At 70.3% G+C, this 22453-nt stretch carries 19 protein-coding genes; 13 read left to right on the top strand and 6 right to left on the bottom strand.

Translation table 11 applies throughout. From position 1 onward, the window contains the following. Positions 1-136 precede the first annotated feature (136 nt). Positions 137-1702, bottom strand: a complete 1566-nt coding sequence (xseA, locus tag ABZT49_RS18725) for an exodeoxyribonuclease VII large subunit (RefSeq protein ID WP_355287945.1) — start codon at positions 1700-1702, stop codon at positions 137-139. 168 nt (positions 1703-1870) lie between these two features. Here xseA and purD point away from each other — a divergent pair, with 168 nt between their 5' ends. From purD to ABZT49_RS18705, 4 genes are all read left to right on the top strand, one after another. Continuing rightward, positions 1871-3160, top strand: a complete 1290-nt coding sequence (gene purD / locus ABZT49_RS18720; protein WP_355287943.1) for a phosphoribosylamine--glycine ligase — start codon at positions 1871-1873, stop codon at positions 3158-3160. A gap of 67 nt (positions 3161-3227) precedes the next feature. Further along, a complete protein-coding gene (locus ABZT49_RS18715; protein WP_355287941.1) occupies positions 3228-4136 on the top strand; it encodes an alpha/beta hydrolase in 909 nt (302 codons plus the stop codon). 127 nt (positions 4137-4263) lie between these two features. After that, positions 4264-5139 (top strand): EamA family transporter RarD, encoded by an 876-nt coding sequence (gene rarD / locus ABZT49_RS18710; protein WP_355287939.1) that lies wholly within the window; start codon positions 4264-4266, stop codon positions 5137-5139. Between the two features lie 85 nt (positions 5140-5224). Then, positions 5225-5347, top strand: coding sequence for a hypothetical protein (locus ABZT49_RS18705; RefSeq protein ID WP_355287937.1), 123 nt, complete (start codon positions 5225-5227; stop codon positions 5345-5347). Positions 5348-5582: 235 nt separating this feature from the next. Here the strand turns inward: ABZT49_RS18705 and ABZT49_RS18700 are convergent, their stop codons facing one another. After that, positions 5583-6350: an SDR family oxidoreductase gene (locus ABZT49_RS18700; RefSeq protein ID WP_355287935.1), complete on the bottom strand. Its 768-nt coding sequence runs from the start codon at positions 6348-6350 to the stop codon at positions 5583-5585. 47 nt (positions 6351-6397) lie between these two features. Then, positions 6398-7126 (bottom strand): GntR family transcriptional regulator, encoded by a 729-nt coding sequence (locus tag ABZT49_RS18695; RefSeq protein ID WP_355287933.1) that lies wholly within the window; start codon positions 7124-7126, stop codon positions 6398-6400. 148 nt (positions 7127-7274) lie between these two features. On the opposite strand from ABZT49_RS18695, the gene ABZT49_RS18690 reads away from it, so the two are divergent. From ABZT49_RS18690 to ABZT49_RS18670, 5 genes are all read left to right on the top strand, one after another. Continuing rightward, the gene (locus tag ABZT49_RS18690; RefSeq protein ID WP_355287931.1) at positions 7275-8540 is read left to right on the top strand and encodes an ABC transporter substrate-binding protein; all 1266 of its coding nucleotides are present in this window, start codon (positions 7275-7277) and stop codon (positions 8538-8540) included. A 332-nt stretch (positions 8541-8872) separates the two neighbouring features. Then, positions 8873-9751, top strand: a complete 879-nt coding sequence (locus tag ABZT49_RS18685) for a branched-chain amino acid ABC transporter permease (RefSeq protein WP_355287929.1) — start codon at positions 8873-8875, stop codon at positions 9749-9751. Between the two features lie 5 nt (positions 9752-9756). Beyond that, positions 9757-12282, top strand: a complete 2526-nt coding sequence (locus ABZT49_RS18680) for a branched-chain amino acid ABC transporter ATP-binding protein/permease (RefSeq protein WP_355287927.1) — start codon at positions 9757-9759, stop codon at positions 12280-12282. Positions 12283-12322: 40 nt separating this feature from the next. Further along, positions 12323-13249, top strand: coding sequence for a 3-hydroxyacyl-CoA dehydrogenase (locus ABZT49_RS18675; protein WP_355287925.1), 927 nt, complete (start codon positions 12323-12325; stop codon positions 13247-13249). A gap of 102 nt (positions 13250-13351) precedes the next feature. Then, positions 13352-14281 carry a 3-keto-5-aminohexanoate cleavage protein gene (locus ABZT49_RS18670; RefSeq protein ID WP_093568294.1) on the top strand — a complete coding sequence of 310 codons (930 nt, stop codon included), beginning with the start codon at positions 13352-13354 and terminating at the stop codon, positions 14279-14281. Positions 14282-14518: 237 nt separating this feature from the next. On the opposite strand, the gene ABZT49_RS18665 is transcribed toward ABZT49_RS18670, so the two are convergent. The 3 genes from ABZT49_RS18665 to ABZT49_RS18655 all read right to left on the bottom strand — a co-directional run bounded on the left by ABZT49_RS18665 (position 14519) and on the right by ABZT49_RS18655 (position 17142). Further along, on the bottom strand, positions 14519-15538 hold the full coding sequence (locus ABZT49_RS18665; protein WP_093568295.1) for an SMP-30/gluconolactonase/LRE family protein: 1020 nt from the start codon (positions 15536-15538) through the stop codon (positions 14519-14521). Further along, entirely contained in the window at positions 15538-15822 is a 285-nt protein-coding gene (locus tag ABZT49_RS18660) for a hypothetical protein (RefSeq protein WP_355287922.1), read from the bottom strand. The genes ABZT49_RS18665 and ABZT49_RS18660 overlap by 1 nt, the downstream gene beginning before the upstream one ends. 249 nt (positions 15823-16071) lie before the next feature. Beyond that, positions 16072-17142 (bottom strand): malate/lactate/ureidoglycolate dehydrogenase, encoded by a 1071-nt coding sequence (locus ABZT49_RS18655; RefSeq protein WP_355287920.1) that lies wholly within the window; start codon positions 17140-17142, stop codon positions 16072-16074. 233 nt (positions 17143-17375) lie between these two features. Here ABZT49_RS18655 and ABZT49_RS18650 point away from each other — a divergent pair, with 233 nt between their 5' ends. From ABZT49_RS18650 to ABZT49_RS18635, 4 genes are all read left to right on the top strand, one after another. Further along, the gene (locus ABZT49_RS18650) at positions 17376-18539 is read left to right on the top strand and encodes an ABC transporter substrate-binding protein (RefSeq protein WP_355287918.1); all 1164 of its coding nucleotides are present in this window, start codon (positions 17376-17378) and stop codon (positions 18537-18539) included. Between the two features lie 106 nt (positions 18540-18645). Beyond that, on the top strand, positions 18646-19521 hold the full coding sequence (locus ABZT49_RS18645) for a branched-chain amino acid ABC transporter permease (protein WP_093568301.1): 876 nt from the start codon (positions 18646-18648) through the stop codon (positions 19519-19521). After that, the gene (locus ABZT49_RS18640; RefSeq protein ID WP_355287916.1) at positions 19518-21347 is read left to right on the top strand and encodes a branched-chain amino acid ABC transporter ATP-binding protein/permease; all 1830 of its coding nucleotides are present in this window, start codon (positions 19518-19520) and stop codon (positions 21345-21347) included. The genes ABZT49_RS18645 and ABZT49_RS18640 overlap by 4 nt, the downstream gene beginning before the upstream one ends. Before the next feature lie 13 nt (positions 21348-21360). After that, a complete protein-coding gene (locus ABZT49_RS18635; protein ID WP_093568303.1) occupies positions 21361-22104 on the top strand; it encodes an ABC transporter ATP-binding protein in 744 nt (247 codons plus the stop codon). Positions 22105-22453 lie beyond the last annotated feature (349 nt).

The raw sequence follows: 22453 nt of genomic DNA, 5'->3' as shown, positions 1-22453 counted from the left end.
AGGGGCAGCACGACGCTGATCCAGGGTTCGCCCTTCATCAAGGTCGCGACCTCTCCGAAAGCGTAGTTCCCCTCTCCCGCCCCGCATCCGCGGGGCACCCTCCTCCGCAAAGGGGGGAGGGTTCAGGCCGTGAGCTTCAGCTTTCGAACAACGACCCCTGCAAGGCGCCCTCCACGGGCGCCTTCTTCGTCTCCGCCGCGCTCTCCCGGCGCTTCGCCGCCCGGCGCGGCGCCGGCTTCGACGCGGTCTTGGGCGGGTTCGCGCCCTCCACCGCCGCCGCCACCCGCCCGTCGGCGAATTCCACCGTCACGCGCCCAGCCGCCCGCGCAGCGTCCGCCGATCCGACCGGCGTGCCGGCCTCGTCGAGCACCAGCGCGTAGCCCCGCGCCAGCACCGCCCGGTAGTTGAGGCTCGAGAACAGGGCGGTCGCCCGCGACAGGCGCCCGGCGAGGCGCTCCAGCCCGTGGCCCGGCGCCTGCTCCAGCCGGCGCGACAGGCCGTTCAACCGCTCGCCCTGCACCGCCAGCACCCGCTCCAGGGCGTGGCGCGGGCGGTGGTCGATCGTCGCCAGGCGCTCGCGGGCCCGGGCGAGGCGCAAGGAGGGCGGGTTGCGGGCGAGCCCCTGGAGCGCCCGGTTGAGACGCCCTTGCGCGTCCCGCGCATTGGCAGCGAGCGCCGGGGCGAGGCGGGCCTCCGCCAGATCCAGGCGCTGGCGCTTCTGGGCCAGCAGCGCCTCCGGGCCGGGCAGGGCCCGGGTCAGGCCGCGCAACTCGCCCCGGCGCTGGTCGACGAGGCGCAGGAGCGCGCCGGCATGGCGCCGGCTCAGGGAGTCGAGGTCGGTCAGCAGCTCGTGCAGCACCGGCACCGCCATCTCGGCGGCGCCGGTCGGGGTCGGGGCGCGGCGGTCGGAGGCGTGGTCGATCAGCGTGACGTCGGTCTCGTGGCCGACGGCGGAGATCAGCGGGATCGCGCTCGCGGCGGCGGCCCGCACCACGATCTCCTCGTTGAAGCACCACAGGTCCTCGATCGAGCCGCCGCCGCGGGCGACGATCAGCACGTCGGGCCGCGGGATCGCGCCGCCGGGCTCGAGCGCGTTGAACCCGTGGATCGCCGCGGCGATCTCCTCGGCCGCCCCCTCCCCCTGCACCCGCACCGGCCAGACCAGGACGGGGCGCGGGAAGCGGTCGGCCAGCCGGTGGAGGATGTCGCGGATCACCGCGCCGGTCGGCGAGGTGACGACGCCGATCACCGTCGGCAGGTAGGGCACCGGCCGCTTGCGGCTTGAGTCGAACAGCCCTTCCGCGGCGAGCAGGCGGCGGCGCTCCTCCAGGAGCGCCATCCAGGCGCCGGCCCCGGCGGGTTCCAGCGAATCGACGACAATCTGGTAGGCGGACTTGCCCGGATAGGTCGTGATCCGCCCGGTGACCACGACCTCCAGGCCCTCCTTGGGCTTGTGGCGCAGCCGCAGCATCGTGCCCTTCCAGATCACGGCGTCGATCTTGGCGCCGCCATCCTTGAGGCTGAAATAGGCGTGGCCGGAGCCGTGCGGGCCGCGATAGCCCGAGATCTCGCCCTTCAGGCGCACATGGCCGAACGCATCCTCCAGGGTGCGCTTGAGGGCGGTCGCCAGTTCGGTGACCGACCATTCGGGCACGTTGGCGATCGGGGCGGCAAGGGAAGCGGAGTGAGCGGGAGCCGACATCGGGCGTGAAGCTACCGGCTCGGGCCGGGCCGCGGAAGGCCGTCCCGCCGCATGATCCGGCGAGTGTCCCCCGCGCATCAGTCCCGGTTGCCGCCCGGACGCGCCTTCCCTAAACCGTCGCGCGAGACCTTCTCGATCCTTCTTGTGCGATCCTCTTTGGAACCGGCGATGCGCGACCAGCACTCCCTCACCCTCCTGCTGATCGGCTCCGGCGGGCGCGAGCACGCGCTCGCCTGGAAGCTGGCGCAGAGCCCGCTCTGCCGGCGTCTCTTGATCGCCCCCGGCAACCCGGGCACCGCCGCCCACGGCACCAACCTTCCCCTCGACGTCACCGATCACGCGGCAGTGATCGCCGCCTGCCGGCGCGAGGGCGTGGATTTCGTGGTGGTCGGCCCCGAGGCGCCGCTGGTGGCGGGGCTGGTCGACGCGCTGGCCGAGGCCGGCATCCGCGCCTTCGGGCCGAGTGCCGCGGCAGCCCAGCTCGAAGGCTCGAAGGCCTTCACCAAGGAACTGTGCCGGGATTTCGCGATCCCAACCGCCGCCTTCGCGCGCTTCCGCGACGTGGAACCGGCACTCGCCTACCTGCGCGCCGGCCGCATCCCGGTCGTCGTCAAGGCGGACGGTCTCGCCGCCGGCAAGGGCGTCGTCGTGGCCGAGACGCTGCACCAAGCCGAGGCCGCGGTGGAGAGCATGCTCGGCGGCGGGCTCGGCGCCGCCGGGGCCGAGGTGGTGATCGAGGAGTGCATGGTCGGCGAGGAGGCGAGCCTGTTTGCCTTGTGCGACGGCAGCCGCGCCGTGCTCCTCGGCACCGCCCAGGACCACAAGCGCGTCCATGACGGCGACACGGGGCCGAATACCGGCGGCATGGGCGCCTATTCCCCCGCCCCGGTGCTCACGCCCGAGCTCGAGGCCGAGGTGATGGAGCGGATCATCCGCCCGACCCTCGACGGGATGCGCGCGCGCGGTACGCCCTTCTCCGGCATCCTCTATGCCGGGCTGATGCTGACGGCCGACGGCCCGATGCTGATCGAGTACAACACCCGCTTCGGCGATCCCGAATGCGAGGTGCTGATGCCGCGCCTCGCCTCGGACTTGGTGCCGCTGCTGCTCGCCGCCAGCGAGGGCGACCTCTCGGGCGTCGCGCCGGACTGGCGCGACGAGGTGGCGCTGACCGTCATCATGGCCGCCCCCGGCTATCCCGGCACGGTCGCCAGGGGCTCGGAGATCCGCGGCCTGTCGGAGGCGGAAGGAGCCGGCGCCCTGGTGTTCCAGGCCGGCACGAAGCGCGACGGCGAGCGGCTGGTCGCCGATGGCGGCCGGGTGCTCGCGGTCACCGCCCTCGGCCGCGACGTGCGCGAGGCGCAAGGCCGCGCCTACGCCGCCCTCGACCGGATCGACTGGCCGGAGGGCTTCTGCCGCCGCGACATCGGCTGGCGCGCGGTGGCCCGCGAGACCTGAGGCGGATTCTCGCGTTAACCCAGGTTAGCTCGCGCCCCGGCGCGGGCCAAGGACCTTGGGAGCGACGATGCCCGCCGACCTGTTTCCCGGCTTCACCTCGCACTGGATCGACCTGCCCGACGGGCGCTTCTTCGCCCGGGCCGGCGGGCGGGAGGATGCGCCGCCGCTGGTGCTGCTGCACGGCTTTCCCCAGACCCACGCCTGCTGGCACCGGATCGCCCCGGCGCTCGCCCGCACCCACCGGGTGGTCTGCCTCGACCTCAAGGGCTACGGCTGGTCGGCAGCGCCGAAGGGCGATCCCGCGCACGAAGCGTATTCCAAGCGCCGGATGGGCCGCGAGGTGGTCGCCGTGATGGAGCGGATGGGCCATGTCCGCTTCGGTCTCGTCGGCCACGACCGCGGCGCCCGGGTCGGCTACCGCCTCGCCCTCGACGAGCCGGGCCGGATCGACCGTCTCGCCCTTCTCGACATTCTGCCCACGGTCTCGCAGTGGCAGAAGATGGACCGGGAGCCGGACGCCTACCCGCATTGGCGCTTCCTGGCGCAACCGGCCCCGTCGCCCGAGCAGGAAATCGGCCGAGCCCCGATCCCGTACTACGAGGACCTGCTGCGGCTCTGGACCGGCGACGGCACCCTCGACGCCTTCTCGCCCGGCGCCCTCGATCTCTACCGCCAGAGCTGGAACGTGCCAGAGCGGATCCACGCCAGTTGCGAGGATTACCGCGCCGGGGCCGGGCCCGACCGGGCCGCCGACGAGGCCGACATCGCTCAAGCGCGCCGCCTCGCCGGCCCGGTCCTGGTCCTGGTCGCTGACCGCTTCGTCGGCCGCGATGGGCTCGATCCGGTACGGCAGGCCTGGACCGGCACCTTCGCGCCGGACGACACCACCTTCGAGATCGTCCCGTCGGGCCATTTCCTGGCCGAGGAGAACCCGAGCGCGACGCTGCGGCTCCTCGAACGGTTCCTCGCCTCCTGACCCTTCGGCAGCCCCTCTGGCAGACCCGCGTAGAGCGGGTGACCGCTCCCCGCCCCGGACCGTAGCCGGGGCGGGCCGCCTGCGGCACAACCCGGACGGGCGCGGCAGACGCCCGGGGGAAACATCCGTGGGTCTGATCTACGCGCTCGGCGCCTTCCTGAGCTGGGGCCTCGTCGTCCCGGTCCATTTCCGCCTGCTCGACGGGGTGCCGGCCTGGGGCATCCTCGCCCACCGCATCGTCTGGTCGAGCCTGTTCATCACGCTGCTGCTGGTCGGTCTGCGCCTGATGCGCCGGGGTCCCGGCTTCACGCTCCAGCGCCGCCACGGCTTCCTGGTGCTCTCCGCCTTCCTCATCGCGGGCAATTGGTCGCTCTACCTCTGGGCCGTACAGAACGGGCGGATGCTGGATGCGAGCCTCGGCTACTTCATCAACCCGCTCGTCAACGTGACCCTCGGCGCCCTGGTGCTGCGCGAGTCCCTGCGCCCGCTTCAGCTCGCCGCGGTGGCTCTGGCCGGCATCGGCGTCGTCGCGGCCGTGGTGGCGGCCGGCACCCTGCCGTGGATCGCCCTGGCGCTCGCCGTGACGTTCGCGGTCTACGGCCTGATTCGCAAGCTGGTGCCGATCGACCCGATCCTGGGATTGGGCGCCGAGACCTTCGCGCTCCTGCCGATCGCGCTCGCCTATCTCAGCCTTGCCCCGACGCCGCCCGGCCAGGACACCGGGCAGGTGCTGCTCCTGATGCTCACCGGCGTCACCACCGCCCTGCCGTTGATGTGGTTCGCCGCCGCGGCCTCGCGCCTCAAGCTCTCGACGCTCGGCCTGCTGCAATACCTCTCGCCGACGGGCCTGCTGTTGCTCAGCGTGCTCATCTACGGCGAATCGCTGCCGCCTTCCCAGGCGCTGGTCTTCGGCCTGATCTGGGCGGGACTCGCGCTCTATGCCGTCGACGCGGCGCGCCCGCGTCCCGTCGCGGCGCACCGGCCCGGGGACAAGCCAGCCTGACGCAAGCTCCACCGGTCAAGCTTCCCCCGTCCAACCACAATCGCCGGGCTCTCTCGCCTCACGCGACGAATCGGCGGGGGCGGCGATGATCCTGAACGACGTGAAGACGAGGGAAGAGGCCGGGCCGCACCCGATCTGGCTGGTGGTCGGGCCGTGGGCGGTGTTCGCGGTGGCGGTGGGCGGGTTCCTGGCGCGGTGGCTGCCGTAACGGTCTCGTGATCCCGGCTCGCAGGTCGAGACACACTTAAATACACCCTCCGTGTCATCCCGGGGCTCGCCGAAAGGCGAGAACCCGGTATCCATAACCGCCGAGGATGCCGAAGCAAGCGGATCGCATTCCGCTTCATCCTGGACCGCCAGCGGTTATGGATCCCGGGTTCCGCTTCGCGGCCCCGGGATGACGTCGAGGGCGGAAGTACCGTCGAGCGAGTCGAGCCGATCTCTTACGTCAGCATCTGCAAATCGCCATCCACCGCCAAGGCCTGGCCCGAGATGGTCTTGCCCCGCTCCGAGGCCAGGAACAGGATCTGGTCGGCGATCTGGCGCGCGGTGACGTAGTCCTTGATCGAGGCCGCCGCGAAGGCCGCCTGCTCCATCTCGGAGAAACTGATCCCACGCTGCTGCGCCTTGGCCTCCAGCACCCGGCGCTGGCGGTCGCCGGCGACGATGCCCGGCAGCACCGCGTTGACCCGGACGCCGTCCGGCCCGAGCTCCCGCGACAGCGACTTGGTGAAGCCGATCACCGCCCATTTCGCTGCCGCGTAGGGCGTGCGCAGCGGGAAGCCGAAGCGGCCCGCCACCGAGGACAGGTTGACGATCGACGGGTTGGCGCTCTTGCGGAGGGACGGCACCGCCAGGCGCACGCAGTTGAACTGCCCGGTGATGCAGATGTCGAGGGTGCGGTCCCAATCCTCCGGGTTGATCTCCTCGACGCGGCCCGTCGGCCCGGCGATGCCGGCATTGTTCACGAGGCAGTCGAGCCCACCGAGCGCCGTGTCGGCCTCCGTGAACAACCGGGCGACGTCGTCGCGCGAGGCGACGTCGGCGTAGGTGCCGGTGAGGCCGGCGGGCAAGGCCGCCAGCGCCTCGCGGTCGACGTCGCAGACATGGACCCGCGCGCCCTCCTCCACGAAGGCCTGCGCCACTTCGAGCCCGATGCCGGCGGCGCCCGCGGTGACAAGCACCTTCAGTCCGCTCAAACCCATATCCATGGTGTCCTCCCTGTTCAGGGCGCGAGGCGCCAAGTTGTTTCAATGCCTCAGGGCGCGAGGCGCCCGGTGGTCTCGATGAAGCCGGCGCTGCCGGCGATGTCGGCACTGAGCGCCGCGCGGGCGCCCCCGGCATCGCCGGCGGCGAGCGCCGCCACGAGGGCCGCGTGGTGCGCCTGCGCCCCGCCCTCGGCGAGGCGGCGGGGCGAGGAGCGCATGTCGAGGTTGAGCACCGGGCCGATGCGCAGCCACAACCCCTCGATGATGGCGACGAGCGAAGGCAGGCCGGCGGCCTCGTAGACCGCGAAATGCAGGTCGCGGTTAGCCCGCATCGCCCGCTCCAGGTCGGGCGTCGGCGACAGCACCTCGTGCCGGAACGCCGCGTCGTGCTGGGCGATCGCCGCGAGGTCGCGGGCACTCACCGCCCGCGCGGCCTCCGCTGCCGCGAAGCCCTCGACGGCGATGCGCACCCGGGTCAGCTCCCGGAATTTTTGCAGCGTGATCACCGGCACCCGCACGGCGCGGTTCGGCAGCACCTCCAGCGCCTCATCGGCGACGAGCCGCGACACCGCCTCGCGGGCCGGCATCATCGAGGTGCCGAGGCGCTCCGCGACCGTGCGCAGGGACAATCGCTCCCCGGGCGCCAGCTCGCCGGCGATCAGCAGGTCGCGGAGCGCATCGTAGACCTGCGTGCCGAGGGTGATCCGCGCCGGCGGCGCGACGCCGTCCGGGTCGGGGCGCTCGCGCGCCTCCCCTCCATGCAAGTCCCGCCTTTCCAAGCGGACCTCCCCTTACGCGTTCCCCTCGCGGCGTCGCGCGGACGGTTTCCCCGTCTCGACAGGCGCGCCGTTTGATGCCAGCCTAAGTGTGATCACAGATCACGGCAACCCGAACGACCGTGATGCGATCCCGGGCAGGACACGCACCATGACGCAGGGCTCCACTCCCACGCGCCACCCCCAGACGCGCCGTCACCTTTTGCAGGGCGGCCTCGCGGCCGGCGCCGCGCTCGCCATGCCGGGCCTCGTGCGGGCTCAAGGCGGGCAGCCGATCCGCATCGGCCACCTCACGCCGCGCACCGGCTTCCTCGGGCCGCTCGGCGAGTACGCCGTGATGGCGGCCCAGCTCGCCGCGGAGGAAATCAACGCCGCCGGCGGCATCGACGGCCGCAAGGTCGAACTCCTGACCGAGGATTCGGTCAACCCGCAGACCGCGTCGAGCAAGGCCGAGCGCTACGTCGAGCGCGACAAGGTGGCGGCGATCGTCGGCGAGATCTCGTCGGCTTCCGCGCTCGCCATCGGCCAGGTGGCGCAGCGCGGCAAGACCATCTTCCTCAATACCGGCGCCAATTCGGACGCCCTGCGCGGGCAGGATTGCAAGCGCTACATGTTCCACGTCGAGGGCGCCAACTCGATGTACGTCAAGGCGGTCGGCCGCTCCCTGACCGAGGGCGGGCTCGTCAAGGGCAAACGCTGGTACTCGCTCACCGCCGACTACGCCTTCGGCCACGACCTCTTGCGCGTCGCCAAGGGGTTCATGCAGGGCCAGGGCGGCACCTTCGCGGCCGACGAGCTGGTGCCGACCGACGCCACCGACTTCTCCGCCTACCTGATCAAGATCCGGCAGGCGAAGCCGGACCTCGTGATCTCGAACCTCGCCGGCAACCAGATCACCAACTTCCTCAAGCAATACGCCGAGTACGGCCTGCCCTTTCCGGTCGCCGGGTTCGGCTTCGACACCGCCCTCGCCTGGGGCGCCGGCCCTGGCAACTTCGCCGGCACCTGGCCGTGCCTGTGGCACCACAAGGTCGACACGCCGTCGGCCAAGGCCTTCGTCGCCGCCTTCACCAAGAAATACGGCAAGCCGCCGGAGAACCAGGCCTGGGGCGACTACAACGCGGTCAAGATCGTCGCCAAGGCGATGGCCGATACCAAGTCCACCGAGGGGCCGAAGCTCGTCTCGTATCTCGAGAGCGGCGCGAAGTTCGACGTGCAGAAGCCGCGGCCCGGCTATTTCCGCGCCCGCGACCACCAGCTGATCAGCGAGATGTACGCGATCACGGCGCTCCCCGCCGACAAGGTGAAGGATAAGTGGGACCTGTTCACCTCGACCCCGGCGATTCCCGGTCCGAACGAGGACATGGAGGTGCTGGCGCCGACGGCGGAAGAGGCGGCGTGCAAGCTGGAGGGGTAGGGGGACGGCTTCCGGCGTGACGCAGCTTCTCCATCTCCGGTGAGAGCAACGATTCGCGCGCATCCTCCTCTCCCCGCGGGCGGGGAGAGGGTCGAGTCCTCGTTCAGGGGACGCGACAAGCGGAGGCGAAGCCGGAGCGAGGGTGAAGGGGTCTCGACGCGTGACGCTCGTCCGGAAACACCCCCTCACCCTCGCCCTTCGGGCTCGCTGCGACCCCTGAACGGGGACGCAGCCCTCTCCCCGCCCGCGGGGAGAGGAGGAATCCGCGCATCATCCTGAAGCACGCAGTGGCACGCCCATGATCTCGAAGATGTCCGACAGGAACTAACCCCGTGCTCCTCCTCACCCTCGCCGTCGAGCAGGTCGTCAACGGCCTCTTCCTCGGCGCGATCTACCTTCTGATCGCGCTCGGCCTGTCGCTGATCTTCAGCTTGGGCGGCATCGTCAACCTGGCCCACGGCGCGTTCTACGCGATCGGCGCCTACCTGACGATCGTGCTCTCCCCTCACCTCGGCTTCGGCGGCTCCATCGTCGCGGCGCCGGTGCTCGTCGCGGTGATCGGTCTCCTGGTCGAGCGGTTCCTCTTCCGGCGGTTCTACCGCGCCGACCCGATCCTCTCGCTGCTCCTCACCTTCGGCCTCGCCATGGTGGCGGAGCAGGCCCTGCGGATGATCTTCGGCGCGCCGCCCCTGCCCTATTCGATCCCGCAGGCCCTGCGCGGCCAGATCTTCGTCGGCGATTTCGTGCTGTCGCGCTACCGGCTCACCATCCTGGCGGCGGTGGTCGTCGCGGTGGCGGGCGTCTGGTTCCTGCTCCAGCGCACCACCTTCGGGCGGGTGGTCCGGGCCGGCGTCCAGAATCCCGACATGGTGGCGGCGCTCGGCATCTCGCTCAAGCCCTACATGGCGACCGTGGTGGGGCTCAGCGTCGGCCTCGCGGCGCTCGCCGGGGTGATGCTGGCGCCAATCTCCGGCGTCCACCCGGCGATGGGCGCGGAGGTGCTCACCGGCGCCTTCGTGGTGGTGGTGATCGGCGGGCTCGGCTCGTTCTGGGGCGTGGTGCTCGCGGCCCTCATCGTCGGTGTCGTGCGCGGCCTGATGGTGCTGGTCTATCCGGGCTTCGCCGAGGCCGCGATCTACGCCCTGATGGCTTTCATCCTGCTCGTGCGGCCCCGCGGTCTGCTCGGCGAGCGCATCCTGCGGTTCGAGTGACGACGATGACCGACCGCAGCGACCGTCTCACCCTGCCGCTCCTCGCCGCCGCCCTCGTGGCCCTGCCCTTCTGCCTGCAGGCCCTCGGCCTCACCCTCACCTCGGCCACCGACGTGGTGGTGTTCGCGGTGGCCTGCCTCGGCCTCAACATCCTGGTCGGGCAGACCGGGCTCGTCTCCTTCGGCCACGGCGCGTTCTTCGGGCTCGGCGCCTACGCGGCGGCGATCGGCCAGCGCACCTTCTTCCCCGGCACCCTGCTGCCGCCGGTCCTGTTCGCCCTCGTCGTCGTGGCGCTGGCGTCCCTGCTCCTCGGCCTCCTGATCCTGCGCCGGCGCGGGGTCTATTTCTCGCTCCTGACGCTGGCTTTGTCGGCCCTCTCCTTCACGATCGCCTTCCGCTGGACGGCGCTAACCGGCGGCGAGAGCGGCTATGGCGGCGTCGAGCGGACGACGTTCCTCGGACTCGACCTCGATGCGGCCTGGACCTGGTACGGGCTCGTGGCGCTCACCGGCTTCGCCGTCGCCTATGGGCTCGCGCGTTTCCGCCGCTCCCCGGTCGGCACGGTGCTGGAGGCGATCCGCGAGAACGAGCAGCGGGCGCGCTTCCTCGGCTACCCGACCAACCGCTACAAGCTCCTCGCCTTCACGGTCTCGGCCACCGTGACGGGGCTCGCCGGCACGCTCAGCGTCTTCACCCACCGCTTCGCCTCGGCCGAGCCCCTCGGCTCCGCCTTCTCGGGCGAGTTGCTCGCCATGGTGGTGATCGGCGGGATGCGCGGCCTCGCCGGCCCGGCGATCGGAGCCCTGTTCTTCATCCTGTTCCGCGAGATGCTGTCGATCTGGACCGCGAACTGGCTCTTTTGGTTCGGCCTGCTGTTCGTCGGCTTCATCCTGTTCTCGCCCGACGGGCTCGTCGGCATCGGCCGGCGGCTCACTCGGATGGTGCGCCCGCCCGCCACCGAGGACGCCGCCATGGCCGGCCGCCGGGCCGGCGCGCCTGAGAACCTGCCGCCCTTCCTGCGGCCGGACGGGGTGGTGGAGGGCGTCATTCTGGCCGCCCGCGGCATCGCCAAGCGCTTCGGCGGCCTGAAGGCGGTCGACAACGTCACGATCGCGGTCCGCGACCGGACGCTGCACGCCCTGATCGGCCCCAACGGCGCCGGCAAGACCACGGCCTTCAACCTGATCTCCGGCATGTTCCGGCCGGATTCCGGCACCGTGACCCTTACGGAGCGCTCGATCGCCGGCTTCGCGCCCGAGCGGATCTGCGCGGCCGGCATCGGCCGCTCGTTTCAGATCACCAACCTGTTTCCGGCGCTCACCGTCGAGGACAACATCCGGCTTGCCGTGCAGGGCCGCCGCCCCGGTCGCTTCCACCCCTGGCGCGACGCCCGCGCCGACCGCGAGGCCGCGGCCGAGACCGCCGAGATCCTGCGATGGCTCGGGCTCGCGGGGCTGGAGCGGGCCGAGGCCGGCTCGCTCTCCTATGGCGGCCAGCGCCTCCTCGACATGGGGGTGGCGCTCGCGACGAAGCCCCGGGTGCTGCTCCTCGACGAGCCGCTCGCCGGTCTCGCGGCGGCCGAGCGCACCCGCATCGGCGACATCATCAAGCGGGTCTCGACCGAGGTGCCGGTGCTGATGGTCGAGCACGACATCGACCGGGTCTTTCAGATCGCCGATGCCGTGACGGTGATGAACGAGGGCACGGTCCTGGTCGACGGCACGGTCGAGGATGCCCGCACCTCGCCGCGGGTGCAGGAGGTCTATATCGGGTCGGGCACCGCGGCGATGGCCGCGAAGGCCAGGCCGAGCGCCGCCGAGTCGCGGGTACTGCTCGCGCTCGACTCCGTCGACACCTATTACGGCAAGAGCCACATCCTCTCGGGCGTCACCTTCGACGTCCACGCCCACGAAATCGTGGCCCTGCTCGGCCGCAACGGCGCCGGCAAGTCGACCTGCCTCAAGACCATCACCGGCCTCGCCCCCCACGCCGCCGGCCACATCAAGCTCGGCGACGAGATCCTGGATGGCCGCTCGGCGGCGGCGATCGCGCGGGCCGGCATCGGCTACGTGCCGCAGGGGCGCGGCCTCTTCGCCGGGATGAGCGTCGCCGAGAACCTGGAACTCGGCCGGCTCAAGCGCCGCACCGGCAACGGCGTGCACTGGGACGAGGAGCGGGTGCTGTCCTATTTCCCGCGCCTGCGCGAGCGCTGGCGGACGCCAGCCGATTACCTGTCGGGCGGCGAGCAGCAGATGGTGGCGGTGGCCCGCGCGCTCTCCGGCGACGTGCGGGTGCTGCTCCTCGACGAGCCGTTCGAGGGCCTGGCCCCGGCAGTGGTCGAGAGCCTGTTCGAGACCTTCGATTCCTTACGCCGCGAGGTCTCGATCGTCATCGTCGACCACAACCTCGACCTCGCGCTCGCCCTCTCCGACCGGACCGTGGCCCTGGAGCGCGGGCGAGTGATGCATGTCGGCACATCGCAGGCCCTGCGCGACGACCTCGCGCTCCGACGGCAGGTGCTGTGGCTGTGAGTTCTTGTCTATGATCCATCCCGAGGGAGATTCGTCGCCGATGCCAACAATTGCCGTCGTCGGGGCTGGGCTGATCGGCCGGTCCTGGGCCGTGGTCTTCGCCCGGTCCGGGTTCGACGTCCGCCTCACCGACCTCCACCCGGCGGCGCTCGACGCCGCGCCGGGGCACATCGAAGAGGCCTTGCGCCAGCTCGAGACCCACGGCCTCGTCACCGACGTGCCGGCGATCCTCGCCCGGATCCGCACCTGCCCGACCCTCGCCGAGGCGGTGGCCGGCGCCGACCTCGTGCAGGAGAACGGCCCCGAGACGGTGGAGGCGAAGCGCGCGCTCTTTTCCGAGCTCGATGCCTTGTGCGGACCGGAGACGATCCTCGCCTCCTCGACCTCGGCCATCGTCGCCTCGCTGTTCACCGAAGGCCTCGCGGGCCGGGCCCGCTGCCTCGTCGGCCACCCGGTCAACCCGCCCCACCTCGTGCCGGTGGTCGAACTCTGCGGCGCGCCCTGGACCGACCCAGCGGTGGTGGAGCGCGCCCGCGCCCTCTACGAGGCCGCCGGCCAGGCGCCGGTGACGGTTCACCGCGAGGTCGAGGGCTTCGTGCTCAACCGGCTCCAGGGCGCCCTGCTCTCGGAGGCCTTCCGCCTCGTCGCCGAGGGGGTGGTGAGCCCGGCCGACCTCGACAAGACCGTGGCCGAGGGATTGGGCCTGCGCTGGTCCTTCCTCGGGCCCTTCGCCACGATCGATCTCAACGCGCCGGGCGGCGTTGCCGATTACGCCGCCCGCTACGGCGGCTTCTACGGCCGGCTCGCCGCCGATCCGGCTCCCGCCTCGGTGTGGTCGCCGGAGAGCACCGCCCGCATCGTCGCCGCCTGGGATGGCGGCCCCGATCCCGCCCTGCCGGCGGAGCGCAGCCGCCGCCGCGACGCGCGCCTCGCCGCCCTCATGGCGCACAAGCGCGCCCAATCTTAATCCGAATTGCAGCGCAATTCAGATTAAATCTTTGTTTTCGCATCATTTTCGCCGCCGAACTGGAAGCCACTTCGGCGAATGATGCTTATAGGAGGAGCCCTCATGGCCAAGAGAAAAGTCGTCATCACCTGCGCCGTCACCGGCGCGATCCACACCCCCTCGATGTCGCCGCACCTGCCGGTGACCCCCGACGAGATCGCCGAGGCCGCGATCGGCGCGGCGGAAGCCGGCGCGGCGATCGTCCACTTGCACGCCCGCGACCCGAAGACCGGCAAGCCCGACCAGTCGCCGCAAGCCTTCGAGCCGTTCCTGAAGGTGATCAAGCAGCGCTCGAACTGCGTGGTGAACCTCACCACCGGCGGCGCCCCGACCATGGGTATCGACGAGCGCCTCGGCCCGGCAGCCCACTTCAAGCCGGAGGTCGCCTCGCTCAACATGGGGTCGATGAATTTCGGCCTCTACCCGATGCTGTCGCGGTTCAAGACCTTCCAGCACGACTGGGAGCAGCCGTATCTCGAAGGCTCCCGTGACCGGATCTTCAAGAACACCTTTGCCGACATCGAGCACATTCTCACGACCTGCGCCGAGAACGGCACCCGGTTCGAGGTCGAGTGCTACGATATCGGCCACCTCTACACGCTCGCCCACTTCGCCGATCGCGGCGTGATCAAGCCGCCGTTCTTCGTCCAGAGCGTGTTTGGTATCCTCGGCGGCATCGGCCAGCATCCGGAGGACGTGCAGCACATGAAGCGCACCGCCGACCGGCTGTTCGGCGACGATTACCGCTGGTCGGTGCTGGGCGCGGGCCGCAACCAGATGACCATCGCCGCCCAGGCGATCGCGCTCGGCGGCAACGTCCGGGTCGGGCTGGAGGATTCGCTGTGGATCGGAGCGGGCCAGATGGCCGAGTCCAATGCGCAGCAGGTCCTGAAGGTGCGCCAGATCATCGAGGGGCTGGGGCTCGACGTCGCGACCCCGGACGACGCGCGCGAGATCCTGGCGCTGAAGGGCGGGGACCGGGTGGAGTTTTAGGTTTCACTCAACCGATACTCGACGCTCAACCCTCCCCCTCTGCGGGGGAGGGTGGCCTACGGAGTAGGCCGGGAGAGGGGCAGCGCGACGCTGATCCAGGTAGCGCCCGTCATCATGGTTGCGATCTCTCCGGATGCGGCGTCCCCTCTCCCGGCCCCTGCTGACGCAGGGACCACCCTCCCCCGCAGAGGGGGAGGGTTCATGCGAACGACCCTCCTGTGCGTATAGGAAGCCGTCTTACGGCACCATCGCCCCCTGCGTCTCGACATACACGGCGTAGATCGACGTACTCGCGGCCATGAACAGCCGGTTCTTCTTCGGTCCGCCGAAGCAGAGATTGGCGCAGGTCTCCGGCAGGTGGATCTTGCCGATCAGGTCGCCCGACGGCGTGTAGCAGCGCACGCCGTCCTCCTTCGGATCGGCCCAGCCCATCGAGCACCAGACGTTGCCGTCGACGTCGGTGCGCACCCCGTCGGTGAAGCCCGGCGAGAACCCTTCCGCGAAGACCCGGTCGCCGGTGAGCTTGTCGCCCTCGACATTGAAGGCGCGGATGTTCGCCCGCCCGCCATGGGTCGCGCCGGAATCGACCACGTAGAGGATCTTCTCGTCGGGCGAGAAGGCCAGCCCGTTCGGCCGGTCGATGCCTTCGGCCACTACCTTGGCCTGGCCGGTCGACGGATCGAGCCGGTAGACTCGGGTCGGCAGCTCGGCCTTGTCCTTGTGACCCTCGTAGAACCCGTCGATGCCGTAGCCCGGATCGGTGAACCAGACCGCGTTGTCGGAGGCCACCACCGCGTCGTTCGGCGCGTTGAGCGGCTTGCCGTCGAACTTGTCGATCAGCACCGTGATCTTGCCGTCCGGTTCGGTGCGCGTCACCCGGCGGGTGTCGTGCTCGCAGGTGATGAGCCGGCCCTGGCGGTCGCGGGTGTTGCCGTTCGAGTAGTTCGAGTTCGCCCGGAATACGCTGACATGGCCGTTCTCGAGCCAGCGCATGATCCGGTTGTTGGGGATGTCGCTCCACAGGAGGTAGCCGCCGTCGCGGAAGTAGACCGGGCCTTCGGCCCAGCGGAAGCCGGTGGCGATGCGCTCGATGGCGGCGTTGCCGACCTTGTAGCGGAAGCGCTTGTCCAGCGCCTCGACCCGCGGGTCGGGATAGCGGGTGCCCGGCAGGTCGCCGAGGGGCAGCCTGTCGGCCCGCGCCGCGACCGTGGTCGCCGTGAGGGCGGCGGCGCCCGCGAGGACGTCACGTCGGTTCATCACTCGTCTCCTCCCGTCCGGTCTTCGCGCCGGACGGGGGGATTGTACGGAAGCGGAGCGCCGTGTCTCGTGGTTTTCTGGGCATTGAGGCGATACGAGCTGAGGCCAGCCTGCGATTCGTTCTGCGGGCCCGGTGTGGTCTGCACGGCGGTCGGCTCCGCGTCCGGATCGAAGCCGTCCTCCATCTGATAGCCCCGGATCTCCTCCTCCGTGGTCGCGTCCAGTTTGGCTTCGTCGATCCACGGACGATGCAGGAGTGCTCGACTCAGACTGAATTTCGCCATCGGATCGTTACCGCTGCACGAGGGATCAGCGACGCTGCCCTCATCCTCCGAGTCATCCCGGGGCCGCGCAGCGGAACCCGGGATCCATAACCGCCGATGCTGAAGAACGAAGCGGGACGCTGATCTGCTTCTCCTGGACCGTCAGCGGTTATGGATCCCGGGTTCTCGCCTTCGGCGAGCCCCGGGATGACGCAAAGGATGTCAGAATAGGACGTGTCGACCAAGTCGAGTCGCGTTGAACTCCACTTGTCAGCTCCGATACGCCTCCCCATCCAGCCCATGCGGCCGTCCGGCCGCGAGCAGCGTCTCCCACACCGGATCGGACAGCGGCACGCCCTCGGCCAGGCGCTTCGCCCGCGTCCGCCGCTCCGGCTCACCCGGCAGCAGCACCTCGCCGCCGGGCACCGGCCGGGCGCTCTTGAAGAAGTCGAGATAGGCGCGGGTCTCGCGCACCATCGCGTCCTCGGAGCCGAAGGCCTCCGGCGTCATGTAGAGCGACAGCATGCCGTTGCAGAACCGCCGCGCGCCCGGCCCCGCGGTGCCGGATCCCGTGAGCGCCCCGGCGAGCAGCTCGCACATCAGCGCGAGCCCCGAACCCTTGTGCTCGCCGAAGGCGCGGATCGCGCCAGCGCCCTTGAGATTGTCGCGCTCCGGCCCGTCGAGGGGGCCGTAGAGGGTCGCGGGATCGGCGGAGAGCCGCCCGTCGGGCTCGATCAGCACGCCCTCGGGCAGCGCCTTGCCGCCCTGCGAGGCGACCAGCACCTTGCCCTCGGCGACCGCGGAGGTGGCGAAGTCGAGGATCACCGGCTCGGCGCCCTGGACCGGGAAACCCGCCGCGAAGGGCGCGGTCGAGAAGCGTCGGTCGACCGAGCCGAAGGGCGCGACGAGGAGGCTCCCCGCCACGTTGACGAAATGCACCGAGACGAGGCCGGCGGCGGCGGCCTGCTCGGCCCACTCGCCGATGCGGCCGAGATGGCCGGCATGCCGCAGGGCGACGATGGCGACGCCGTTCTCTCTGGCTTTCCGGATGCCGAGCTCGGTGGCGAAGGGTCCGGCAGTCTGGCCGAAGCCGTAATGGGCGTCGACGAGGGCGAAGGCCGGGCCGTCGCTCACCACCTCCGGCGTGCGGTCGGCCTCGACCTCGCCCTCCTGCAGCCAGGCGACGTAGCGCGGCACCCGGATCACCCCATGGCTGTCGTGCCCGGTCAGGTTGGCGGCGACGAGGTAGCGGCCGATCCGCTCGGCCTCGGCCTCGGAGCAGCCCTCGCGCAAGAAGATGTCCCGCACGTAGGTGGTCAGGCCGCTGGCTGAGATCTGCATCAACAATCCTCCCGGTTTCTTGGTTCTGGCGACCGCCGGGCGGCCGCGTTCTGGCGGGCGGAGAATGGCCGCGGCGGCGCCCGCGGTCGAGGGCGTCCGGCGCAGATCTGCCCGGGCATTTTTAATCCGAGGGGGCTGGACAAGGGGTGGACATGGCAGCGCTGCCGGTGTCTCATCCGCCCCAAGGCCGGGCCTCGCAGCACCGGCCATTTTCCCACGGGAGGAACATGCCGATGAGGACGACGCGCCGCGTTTTCCTGAAGAGTGCGGCCACGGTCGCGGCTACGGGCCTCGTCGCCCCGTCGATCATCCGACCAGCGAGCGCTCAAGCGGGCGGCACGATCCGCATCGGCATGGTGCTGCCGGTGACCGGGCCCGGGGCGGACGCCGGCCGCTTCGCCCTCAACGGCGCCAAGATCGCCCTCGAGGCCGTCAACAAGGCCGGCGGCGTCCTCGGCAAGCCGATGGAGCTCGTCACCGAGGACGACCAGACCACCAATCCGGGCGCGGTGCTGGCCTTCTCCAAGCTCGCCTCGCAGCCCGACCTCGTGGCGTTCCTCGGCTCGATCCGCTCGACCCAGAACCACGCCATGGCGCCGGACATCCTCAAGACGGCCAAGCCCGTCGCCTTCGGCGGCACCGATCCGGTGCTGACCCAGCTCGGCAACCCCTGGCTGTTCCGCTTCCGCCCAAACGACAGCTTCTCGGCCCGGGTCATCGCCGAGTACGGCGTGAGCACGCTGGCCAAGAAGAAGTGGGCGATCATCCACTCGACCGACGCCTTCGGCACCAGCGGCGCCAAGGCGCTGACCGAGGCCCTGGGCAAGGCCGGCGCCACGGTGGCGCTCGACCAGGGCTACACCAACCAGAGCCAGGACTTCACGCCGGTGGTGCTGGCGATCCGCCAGTCGGGTGCCGACGTGATCGGCTCGTACTTCACCTTCGAGAACGACCTCGGCATCTTCGCCCGCCAGCTGCGCCAGCTCGGCGTGCAGGCGCCGTGGGTCGGCTCGGCCTCGATCGTCAACGTCACGGCGCTCAAGCTCGCCGGTCCCTCGCTCTACAACACCTACGGGGTGGCGGATTACGCCGAAGAGTCGAGCGACGCGGCGCGCAACTTCGGCAAGGCCTACCGGGCGGTGATGAAGCTCGCCCCCGACAACCAGTCGTCCTGGACCTTCGACGCCGTGACGGTGCTGGCGAAGGCCATCAACGCCGCCGGCAAGACCGACCCGAAGGCGATTCGCGAGGCCCTGCTCGCCATCCGCGGCCATGAGGGGGCGGAGGGCACCTACAACTTCGACCAGAACGGCGACGGCCTGCACGGCTACAACGTGGTGCGCAACGACAAGGGCAACATCGTCTTCGACAAGCGCATCGACTTCTACAAGGCCTGATCTTCGGACAGTTTTACGCGGGACGGCAATGCGCCGTCCCGCCGCCGTCTCGGCCGCCGTTCGACCGGCAGCACGACCTTTCTCATCCGTTCCGGGGCGGGCCCGCATGGACCTCATCCTCCAGCTTCTGTTCACCGGGATCGGCATCGGCGCCGTCTACGCGCTCGTCGCGCTCGGCTTCGTGCTGATCTTCCGCGCCACCAACGTGGTGAACTTCGCCCAGGGCGAGTTCTCGATGGTGGCCGCCTTCCTGATGGTGGTCTTCGCCGTCGATCTCGAATGGCCGTACTGGCTGTCGTTCCTGCTCGCCATCGGCGGCATGGCGCTGCTCGGGGCTTTGTTCAACCTCGGCGTCTATTATCCCCTGCGTCATCGCACCTATCTGCCGGTGATCATCTCGACCATCGGTGCCTCGATCTTCCTCGCCAACACCACGCTCGCGCTCTACGGGCCGCAGCCGCAGGTGCTGCCGCCGGTCTTCGAGACCCAAGGGTTCCTGATCGGCCCGGTCTTCCTCGACACCCAGTACCTGCTGATCATCGCCGTGACCGCGGTGCTGGTGGCGTTCCAGTACTGGTTCTTCGAGCACACGCTGATCGGCAAGAAGCTGCAGGCGACCTCGCAGGACAAGGAGATGGCGGCGCTGCTCGGCATCCCGGTCGCCGGGATGATCATGCTGACCTTCGTCTACAGCGCGGTGCTCGGCGGCATCGCCGGCATCCTGGTGGCGCCCGTGCTGTTCGTGTCGATCCAGATGGGCGCCACCATCGCGCTCAAGGCCTTCGCCGCCACCATCATCGGCGGCTTCGGCGACGTGACGGGCGCGATCATCGGTGGTCTCGCGCTCGGCATCATCGAGACCTTCGGGGCAGCCTACGTCTCGGTGCCCTACAAGGACGCCTTCGCCTTCATCGTCCTCGTCGCCTTCCTGGCCTTCCGCCCGCAGGGCATCTTCGGCGAACGCATCGCGGAGAAAGCATGACCGGCTCCCCTCGCCCCGTCGCGGCGGACCCGGTGTCCGACGCTCCCGCCCGCCGCTTCCCCCTCGGCACCCTCGCCTACGTCGCCCTCGTCGCGGTCGCGGTGTTCCTCGCCGCCACGACGCCGTTCAGCGGCTACGTGCTCAACATCCTGATGCAGGCCGCGACCTACGCCATCGCGGTCATCGGGCTCACTGTCGTGCTGGGCCTGTGCGGGCAGATCAACCTCGCCCAGGCCGCGTTCTTCGGCATCGGCGCCTACGCGGTCGGCCTCGGCACCGTCGATCTCGGCATCAGCTTCTGGCTCTGCCTGCCGATCGGCCTCGTGCTCGCGCTGATCCTCGGCGCGGTCCTCGGCGCCTCGACCTTGCGGCTGGGCGGCCACTACCTCGCCATGGTGACGATCTCGTTCCAGCAGATCCTGACGCTGATCATGATCAACTGGATCCCGGTCACCCACGGGCCGGACGGCGTGCCGAACATCAAGCGCCCCGGGCTGTTCGCCGACGGCCAGAGCTACCTCGCGCTCTGCGTCTTCGTGCTGGCGGCGGTCGCCTACGCGGTCTGGCGGATGCCCAAGACCCGCCTCGGCCGCGCCATGCGGGCGGTGCGCGACAACGAGCTGGCGGCAGGCGTCACCGGCATCGACATCTACCGCACCAAGGTAGCGGCCTTCGCCATCGGCGCCCTGCTGGCGGGCCTCGGCGGCGGGCTGTTTGCCGGCAGCTTCACCTATATCAGCCCGGACCAGTTCTCCTTCGCCGAGTCCGTGGTGTTCCTCACCATGGCGCTCCTCGGCGGCGTCGGCTCCCCGGTCGGCGCGGTGATCGGCACCGGGCTGCTGATCCTGATCCCCGAATGGCTGCGCTTCCTGAAGGAGATCCCGGGCCTCTACCTCGCGATCTACGGGCTGGCCGTCATCCTGATCGTGGTGTTCATGCCGGAAGGCATCTGGGGCTTCCTCGGCGACCAGGTGAAGCGCCTGCGGCCGCGGAAACCCGTCCCGCCCCGGGCCCAGGAGCTGACGCTGACGCAAGGTACGGCCTCCGCCGCGCCGGTGCTCGAGGTCGAGGGTCTGTCGAAGCATTTCGGCGGCCTGAAGGCCGTGGACGAGGTGAGCTTCACGGTCACCCGCGGCGGCATCCACGCCCTGATCGGCCCGAACGGATCGGGCAAGACCACGACCCTCAACGTGCTGTCGGGCCTCTACACCCCGACCGGCGGAAAGGTGCGCCTCAACGGCCAGGACATCACCCGCTTCGCGCCGCATCAGCGCGCGGCGGCCGGGCTCGGGCGGACGTTCCAGAACATCCGCCTGTTCCGCTCGATGAGCGCACTGGAAAACGTGGTGATCGGCGCCGAGCGGCCGGGCAACGGCATCGTCGCCCACGACCGCGCCTCGCTCGAAGCGCGGGCGCGGGCCGCCCTCGCCTTCGTCGGGCTGGAATCCCGGGCCGACGAGCCGATCTCGTCCTTCTCCTACGGCCACCAGCGCCTGGTCGAGATCGCCCGGGCGCTCGCCGGCAACCCGGTGCTGCTCCTCCTCGACGAGCCGGCGGCGGGCCTCAACTCGTCCGAGAAGAACGCGCTGACCGTGCTCCTGCGCCGGATGGCCGCCAAGGGCCTGACCATCCTGATCATCGACCACGACATGACACTGGTGAGCGACGTGGCGAGCCACATCACGGTGCTGAATTTCGGCCGGCGCATCGCCGACGGGGTCACCGCCACGGTTTTGCGCGAGCCCGCCGTGATCGAGGCCTATCTCGGCCAGGAAGCGACCGAGGGGCCGAATGTCGGCCTCAAGACCGACCTTGCCTCGGCGTGAGCAGGAGAGACGCATGGCACTCCTGGAAATCCGCGACCTGACCGTACGCTACGGCGAGATCGAGGCCGTGCGCGGCATCTCGTTCTCGGTCGAGGCCGGCGAGGTCGTCACCCTGCTCGGCTCCAACGGCGCCGGCAAGTCGACCACGCTCAAGACCATCTCGGGGCTGGTGAAGCCGGCCGGCGGCGAGGTGCTGTTCGAGGGTCAGTCGCTCCTGGGGTTGAAGCCCGAGGAGATCGTGCGCCGCGGGGTGGCGCACGTGCCGGAGGGGCGCCGGGTCTTCCCGGGCCTCACGGTGCGCGAGAACATCATGCTCGGCGCCTCGAACCGGAAGGGGCTCACGAGCCGCCAGATCCGCGACGAGGCGGAGGGCATGTTCGAGCTCTTCCCCGACATCCGCCGCTTCGGCGACGCCCTCGGCTGGACGCTCTCGGGCGGCCAGCTCCAGATGGTCGCGCTCGCCCGCGGGCTGATGGCGAAGCCCCGCATCCTGCTCCTCGACGAGCCGTCCCTCGGCCTCGCCCCGGTGATCGTGCAGGCGGTGTTCGCGATCATCGCCGAGGTGCGCCGGCGCGGCACCACCGTGCTCCTCGTCGAGCAGAACGCCCGCATGGGCCTCTCGGTCGCCGATCGCGGCTACGTGCTGGAGACCGGTCAGCTGGTGCTCAGCGGTGAGCCGCAGGCGCTGTGGGCCAACGACGACATCCGGGCGGCGTATCTCGGTGGGCGTGCCAAGGCGGAGGCGCTGGCGCATTAACCACGGTCGCTCTCATCCACGGTGCCTACACCCTCCGCGTCATTCCGGGGCCGCGCAGCGGAGCCCGGAATCCAGAAGCACAGGTTGTTCAGAAGAAAGCCGAACCGTTCCGCTCTATCCTGACCGATCAAAGGTTCTGAATTCCGGGCTCCGCTGCGCGGCCCCGGAATGCCGCGGAGGGTGGGAGAAGCGTCGGAGCGGCCGAACAGCGCTCGACCGCATATCAGAGATTTGCTCAACGCCACGGCGCGACCTGCGAAACACACGATGGCCCGACGGATCGCACCGCCGTATGATGGGCCCCAAGCAACAAGGTCCCATCCATGTCCTCCCCCACGCCCCTCCACCC

Source organism: Methylobacterium sp. EM32, assembly GCF_040593685.1.
In the GTDB taxonomy this organism is placed as follows: Bacteria; Pseudomonadota; Alphaproteobacteria; order Rhizobiales; family Beijerinckiaceae; genus Methylobacterium.
Note: the sequence above shows the minus strand (reverse complement) of the source record. Positions and strands in the feature narration are given on the sequence as shown.